Below are 5632 nucleotides of genomic sequence, written 5' to 3'. Positions count from 1 at the left end.
GCCGCGCACCGTCCGTCGGCGCGACGGCGGGCCGGGTCTGGTGTGTCCCGCCGCCGCCCCCGGGTGAGACGTCGATGTACAGCCCCAGCGAGGCGGGTGCGGTGGCGAGGTCGGGCGCGCCGCCCAGCACCCGCGCGAGCGCCGGTGACAGCGGGGTGCCGCTGTGCCCGATCCAGGCGGCGACCCGGCGCGTCCACGCGCCGCAGTCAGATCCGGCCAGCTCGCCGAGACGATCGATGTCGAAGCCGCTGAGATCGACCAGTTCGACGGGCCGGAACGTCGAGTCGTGTGCTGCCATCGGAGCAAGGCCTCCACCACGCCGGTGCGCATCCTGCGACGCAGGAACCCCTTCCGAGAATAACCATCACCCGGTGCGCCGATCCCGTCCATCGACGGTTTCCGCGGGCGGCGGTGACCGACGCTCAGGCGCCGCTGGCACCGAAACGCTGCACGAGGAGCTGAAACCGCTGGTCGGCCCGCGCTACCTGGCGCTGATCGAAGGTGGCACCGAGCAGAAATTCCTCGCGGCTGATTCGGTGGAGAAACAGCGCGCCTTTCTCCACATCGAGAACGGTACGGGTCAGCCGTCGGTTCAGCACCGAGCGCAGAAGCCCGTCGAGCAGATCGTTCAGCGCGAGGAACTCGGTGCCGACTTTCTGCAGGGCGTCGCGGCGGGCCGCCCGGCCGGCGCCGACGAAGAAGGCGTTCAGGCTGTCGTGGTCCAGCAGGTCCGCGGCACTGGTCCGGCCGCCGCGGACGAGCGCGATGAAATGCAGGTCGGCGGGCTGTAGGACGCTGAGCGCCTGGGCCTGGAAGAGCTCCTCCCGATGGTCGCGCTGGGCGGACCAGGCGCGGTGCACCAGGTCGACGAAGGGGCTGGCGAACAGCGGCTTGGACGGCTGGGGCAGCGAGGCGGACGTCCGCTCGTCCTCGCTGTCCTCGTCCTCGCTGCCCTCGTCCCAGGGCCGGGTGTCGACGCCGGTACCGTTTTCGGCGGCGCGAAATCCCCCGAAGTTGACGTCGGGCAGGCCCCGCTCGGCGCGGATCCGCGCGGACATGGCGGACAGCGCCCGGTCGGCGTTGTCCACCGAGGCCTCGGTGAGGGCGATACCGACGACGTACTGGCCCTCGTCGATGTCGAAGTACAGCACGGCCCGGTCGGGTGCGGCGAACACGGTGCGGATGAGCCGGCCGCCGGCGATCTCCAGGAGTGATGCGTTCAGTTCCGCCATGCGGTGGCTGAGCTGGCGCCCGATCGTTTCGAAGTCGCGGCGGACGCGTTCCACGGTGCGGGAGCCGGCGACATTCCCGGCGAGTTCGGGAATGCCGAGCACATCCGCGGCGACGGCCGGTAAGCCGCGGTCGTAGTACTCGATGTGATGGGCGCCGGCGGCGTCCACCGTCCGCCGGATTTCCCGGATGATCCGGTCGTACTCGGGACCGATATGCGGGGCGAGGACAACATGGGCGTCGCGGGATTCACTGGGTTCGGCCGACATCGGCTCCTCTTTCCATCGGACCGCGCGGGCGGGCCGGATTCAGACGCTGGAGATGTCGATGTCGACATCCTGGTGACCGTGGGGGCCGCCGGTGTGCCCGGTGGTCAGTGCGCCGACATTGCCCCGCAGTGTCACCAGCACCGGATGGTTGCCGTCGAGGGAGATCTCGGCCTCCCGCAGCAGTTCCTCCTCGGCCGTGTGCGCCTGGGCGTACTCGCCGAGGGCGACCCGGGCGGCGGCGGCGTTGACGCCGGTCGCGAGCGCGAACGGGTGGTGCAGGTACAACTCGTCGGCGACGATCGCGTGCGCCTGGGTGGCGAGGGCGAGCGCCTCCTCGAGGCGACCGTCGGCCCGCAGGTAGATCGACAGGTCGGACCGGCAGATATTGGTGAACGGATGCTCGGAGCCGTAGATGCGCAGGTAGACGCGCAGGCAGTGCTCGGCTGTGACGGCCGCCTCGTGGTGCTCACCGAGGGCGTGCAGGTGCCCGGCCCGGCTCAGCCGGCAGGCGATCGTGCCGAGATCGTCGTCGCCGTAGATCTCGATGTAACGCTCGAGGATCTCGTCGGTGAGGTGCAGCGCGGCGTCGGCGTTGCCACCCCGGCGCAGCGCCACCGCGAGGTGCTTGCGGGCCCGCAGCGTCAGGTGGGTGGCGGAGCCCTCCAGGTCCGCCAGGCCGGTGGCGGCCTCCTGCAGTACCCGCTCGGCCTGCGCGAGATCACCGAGCTCGCGGCGGCACACCCCGACCCGCACCTGCAGCCACCAGTACTGCGCGGAGTTGCCGGCGCCGATCTGGCGCAGCCGGTGCAGGGTGTCCAGGCTCAGCGCGAGCGCCTCCCCGGGGCGGCCCTCCAGGAACATCGAGAAGGTGAGGTTGCTGGCCGCCATCAGCGAGTCGGGATGATTGTCGCCGAGCAGTCGCCGCAGTCCGGTCAGGGTGCTGCTCTCCTCGGCGGAGGCCGCCGCGTACCGGCCGAGCTCGCGCAGGTCGAGTCCGTAGCTCATCGCCGTGATGAGCGTGTGCCGATGATGGATGCCGAGGTGTCGCCGCTGGCGGGCGAGGGTGTCGGTGTTGAGGGTGTAGGCCTGCTGGACGCGGCCGAGCTCGCGCAGCGCGATCCCCAGGTTCGTCGCCATCCGCAGCGTCAGCGGGTCGTCCGGGCCGAACAGCTCCCGCCACCGGGTCAGCGCCCGCTCGGCCAGTTCGCGGCCGAGCTCGAGGCGTCCGAGACGCCACATCGCGAACACCTGGTCGACGAGCCACTGCCGGACCTCGCTACTCGCGCTGTCGATGGCCCTGGCCGGCACGATCTGGGTCTCCAGCATCCGGTACACCGGCCAGCTCGACGGCTCGCTGGGGCGGGGGGCGGCCAGCGCGATCTCGGCGAGGACGCCGAGCACGCTGGCCCGGGTGTCGGCCCGTTCGTCCGGTGACATCCGGTCGCGCAGCAACCGTTGCCAGCGGTCCGCCAGCCGCAGCTCCCCGCCGGGGCCGACGTCGAGCTCGACGAGACGGGGCCGGCGCAGCTCGGCCCAGATCTGCGGGAGCATCGTCGGATCGGCGATCGACACGTCGTCCACGTGGGCGGCCAGCCGGCGCAGCATGACCGCGGACTCCAGCAGCGCGTTCGGGACGCCCTGGGGCGCCAGGAACGCGCACATCTCCAGCAGTCGGGCCGCCGCCCGCCGCACCGGGCTCGCCGCCAAGCGCAGCGTGTCAAACGAGGCCGCCCAGGTCGTCTCCTCGGCGCGCTCGCCGACCGTCCGCGCGAGGTAGGCGTCGATGGCCTCGTCGTTGATCGGGCTGTTCTGCCAGGCCTGGCGCAGGTTCCCCACCGCGGTGCGCAGCCCCGACGGGCGGTTCTCCAGCCGCTTGGCGAGCAGTTCGAGCCGGTCGTCGCCGGCGTCGGGCAGCCACTGCCGCAGGAACGTGCGGCTGTCCCGCTCCGGAAACGGCTCCAGCCAGAGGGCACCGGGATGATCCCGCCAGCCCTCCGCCGACGAGGTGATCAGGACGTGCCCGGTCGGGGTGGGCACGGGCAGCAGGCCGTCGAGGTCGGCGGGGTCCCCGGCACCGTCGTAGACGAGCAGCCACCGCGACGACGGCTCGCCGCGACGCAGCGCGTCGAGGGCGAGGTAGTCGAGCTGTTCGCTGGGCGAACGCTGGACGGCGGGGACCCCGCGGTCCGGGTGCAGCCGCAGCGCCAGATCGGCCAGGCCGCGGCGGATCGACGCCTCGTCACCGGCCTGGATCCAGTAGACGATGTCGTAGTCGGACTCGAAGCGCTGCGCGAACGCGGCGGCGGTGGCGCTCTTGCCGAGGCCGTCGCTGCCGACCAACGGCACCGGGCCCACCGCCCGGCGCCCCGGCAGCAACTGCTCGCGCAGGGCGTCGAGCAGGCTGTGCCGCCCGATGAAGGGCTGGGTGAACGTTGTCGGCATCGACCAGACCGACGGTTTGCGGCTGGGGTGGCGGGAGCTGACCGTCGCGAGGTCGCCGAGCCCGCTGCCCGGGACGGGCAGGCCGAGATGTTCGAGCACGGCGGCGGCGGCCTCCCGTTCGTCGAGGGAGATCAGCGCGAGCACCTCGGCGCCGGCGTAGTCGCGGTCCGGGGTGAACGCGCCGACCTGGACGAGGCAGGCCGCCCGTCGCAGGGCGTCGCCGCGCCCGCGTACCTGCTCGCGCACCGCGGCCTCACCAGGGGTGTCCGGGCCCAACTGCGGTGAGGCGACGACGAGCAGCGCGGCGGCGGCGGGGAAGTCGTCCGCGCCGCGCACCGTCGGCGGGATGCGGCTGACCCGCACACCCGCCGTCCCGAGCACCGCGGCCAGCCAGTCCGCCCACGGCCGGTCCTCCGGCGCGGCGAAGACAGCCACCGAGTCCGGCGGCGGCGGCCCGGTCTGCTCGAACGCCCGCAGCACCCGCGCCCGCTCGTCCGGCGCGACCGGGCGGATGGCAATCCGTTCGCCCGCGAGCGCCTCGGTGAGCAGTCCGAAGGCGGCGAGCACCCCGAGGCGGCTCGCCGGCTCCTCGCGGAAGGTGGCCAGCACCTCCTCGTAGGCGTACGCCGCCTTGTAGGGGATCTCCAGCTTGATCAGGTTGGCCCGTTGCTCCTCCTGGCTCGGCCCCCACAGGTCCTCGAGCACCATGCGGAACGCGTGCGTGGCCACCCGCCGGCGCCGCTCGTGTTTGTCCTGCTCGGTGTCCTCGACCCGCATCGGGACGGGCAGCACCCGGATCGGCCGCTCGCTGGCGCGGATCTGGCGGGCCACCTCGGCGCCACCCTCGATGGACTGGTTGTTCAGCGCGAACCCGACCACGACCGTGTCGGGCAGCAGCAGCGTGCAGATGCCTGCCAGGTCCGAGGTGCCGGTGCGGCTGTCGATGAGGACGTGGTCGTAGCCGCCGCGGCGCATCCGCTCGCGCAGCGCGGCGAAGTAGGCGCGGCCGTCGTGATCGTCGAACAGGGTCATCCACGGCAGGCCGACCGCGCCGTTGCCGTTGCGCGGGCTCTGCCGGCCGGGCCCGAGGAAGTCGATGCGCCCGCCGGTGGGAAAGCCGGCCCATTCGATGGTCTCGACGTTCGGCCGGAAGTCGGTGAACCGCTCGATCACGGCCGCGACGGCCGCCGCCTCGTCCGGCTGGTCCACGCTCTGCAGCCGGTCGATCTCCCGGATGAACCCGGAGAGCATCTCGGTGATGCCGTCGCTGCTGTCGAGTTCCCGGTTCAGCAGGAACGGCCGGAAGTACCGGTGCAGACCGGGGGATTCCAGGTCCCAGTCGACGGCGAGGACCCGCCGCCCCGCCGCCGCCAGCAACCAGGCGACGTTCGCCACCGCCATCGTGCGCCCGGAGCCGCCCTTGAACGAGTAGAACGTGATGATCTGCGCGGCGGCACGGGCCGGCGCGGGTCGCGCGCCGGAGCCACCCGCTCCCCCGGTGGTCTCGGTCATCGTGCCTGCCCCTCTCCGCCGCGGCGGGACTGCTCGCCCGCACCGGCCAGATCCCCTCCGACGGCCAGTTCCGCCCTGGCGCCGGCTCGGCGCAGGATCGGGCGGCGGGTCTGGTCCGGATCGCTCATGCGCCACCGTCGCGCCCGCTGCGCCGACACCGACGCGAGGCGGGCCGGCTC

The 5632-nt window shown here is 72.7% G+C and carries 2 protein-coding genes and 2 pseudogenes; all 4 read right to left on the bottom strand.

Going from position 1 to position 5632, the window contains the following annotated elements:
* Positions 1-298 (bottom strand): annotated as a pseudogene (locus tag MXD58_RS18680) (HEXXH motif domain-containing protein); the annotation flags it as partial.
* A 124-nt stretch (positions 299-422) separates the two neighbouring features.
* A complete protein-coding gene (locus MXD58_RS18675; protein WP_248837893.1) occupies positions 423-1499 on the bottom strand; it encodes a hypothetical protein in 1077 nt (358 codons plus the stop codon).
* Positions 1500-1538: 39 nt separating this feature from the next.
* Positions 1539-5453 carry an FxSxx-COOH system tetratricopeptide repeat protein gene (fxsT, locus tag MXD58_RS18670; RefSeq protein WP_248837892.1) on the bottom strand — a complete coding sequence of 1305 codons (3915 nt, stop codon included), beginning with the start codon at positions 5451-5453 and terminating at the stop codon, positions 1539-1541.
* Positions 5450-5632, bottom strand: a pseudogene (locus MXD58_RS18665) (hypothetical protein); the annotation flags it as partial. The pseudogene MXD58_RS18665 and the gene fxsT, both read right to left, overlap by 4 nt.

This window comes from Frankia sp. AgKG'84/4, assembly GCF_023242965.2.
GTDB lineage: Bacteria > Actinomycetota > Actinomycetes > Frankiales > Frankiaceae > Frankia.
This window is presented reverse-complemented; position numbering and strand designations above follow the sequence as displayed.

Excerpts from the sequence above, each read along its gene's own strand:
- fxsT (WP_248837892.1), bottom strand. The coding sequence starts at position 5,453 with ATGACCGAGACCACCGGGGGAGCGGGTGGCTCCGGCGCGCGACCCGCG.
- MXD58_RS18675 (WP_248837893.1), bottom strand. The coding sequence starts at position 1,499 with ATGTCGGCCGAACCCAGTGAATCCCGCGACGCCCATGTTGTCCTCGCC.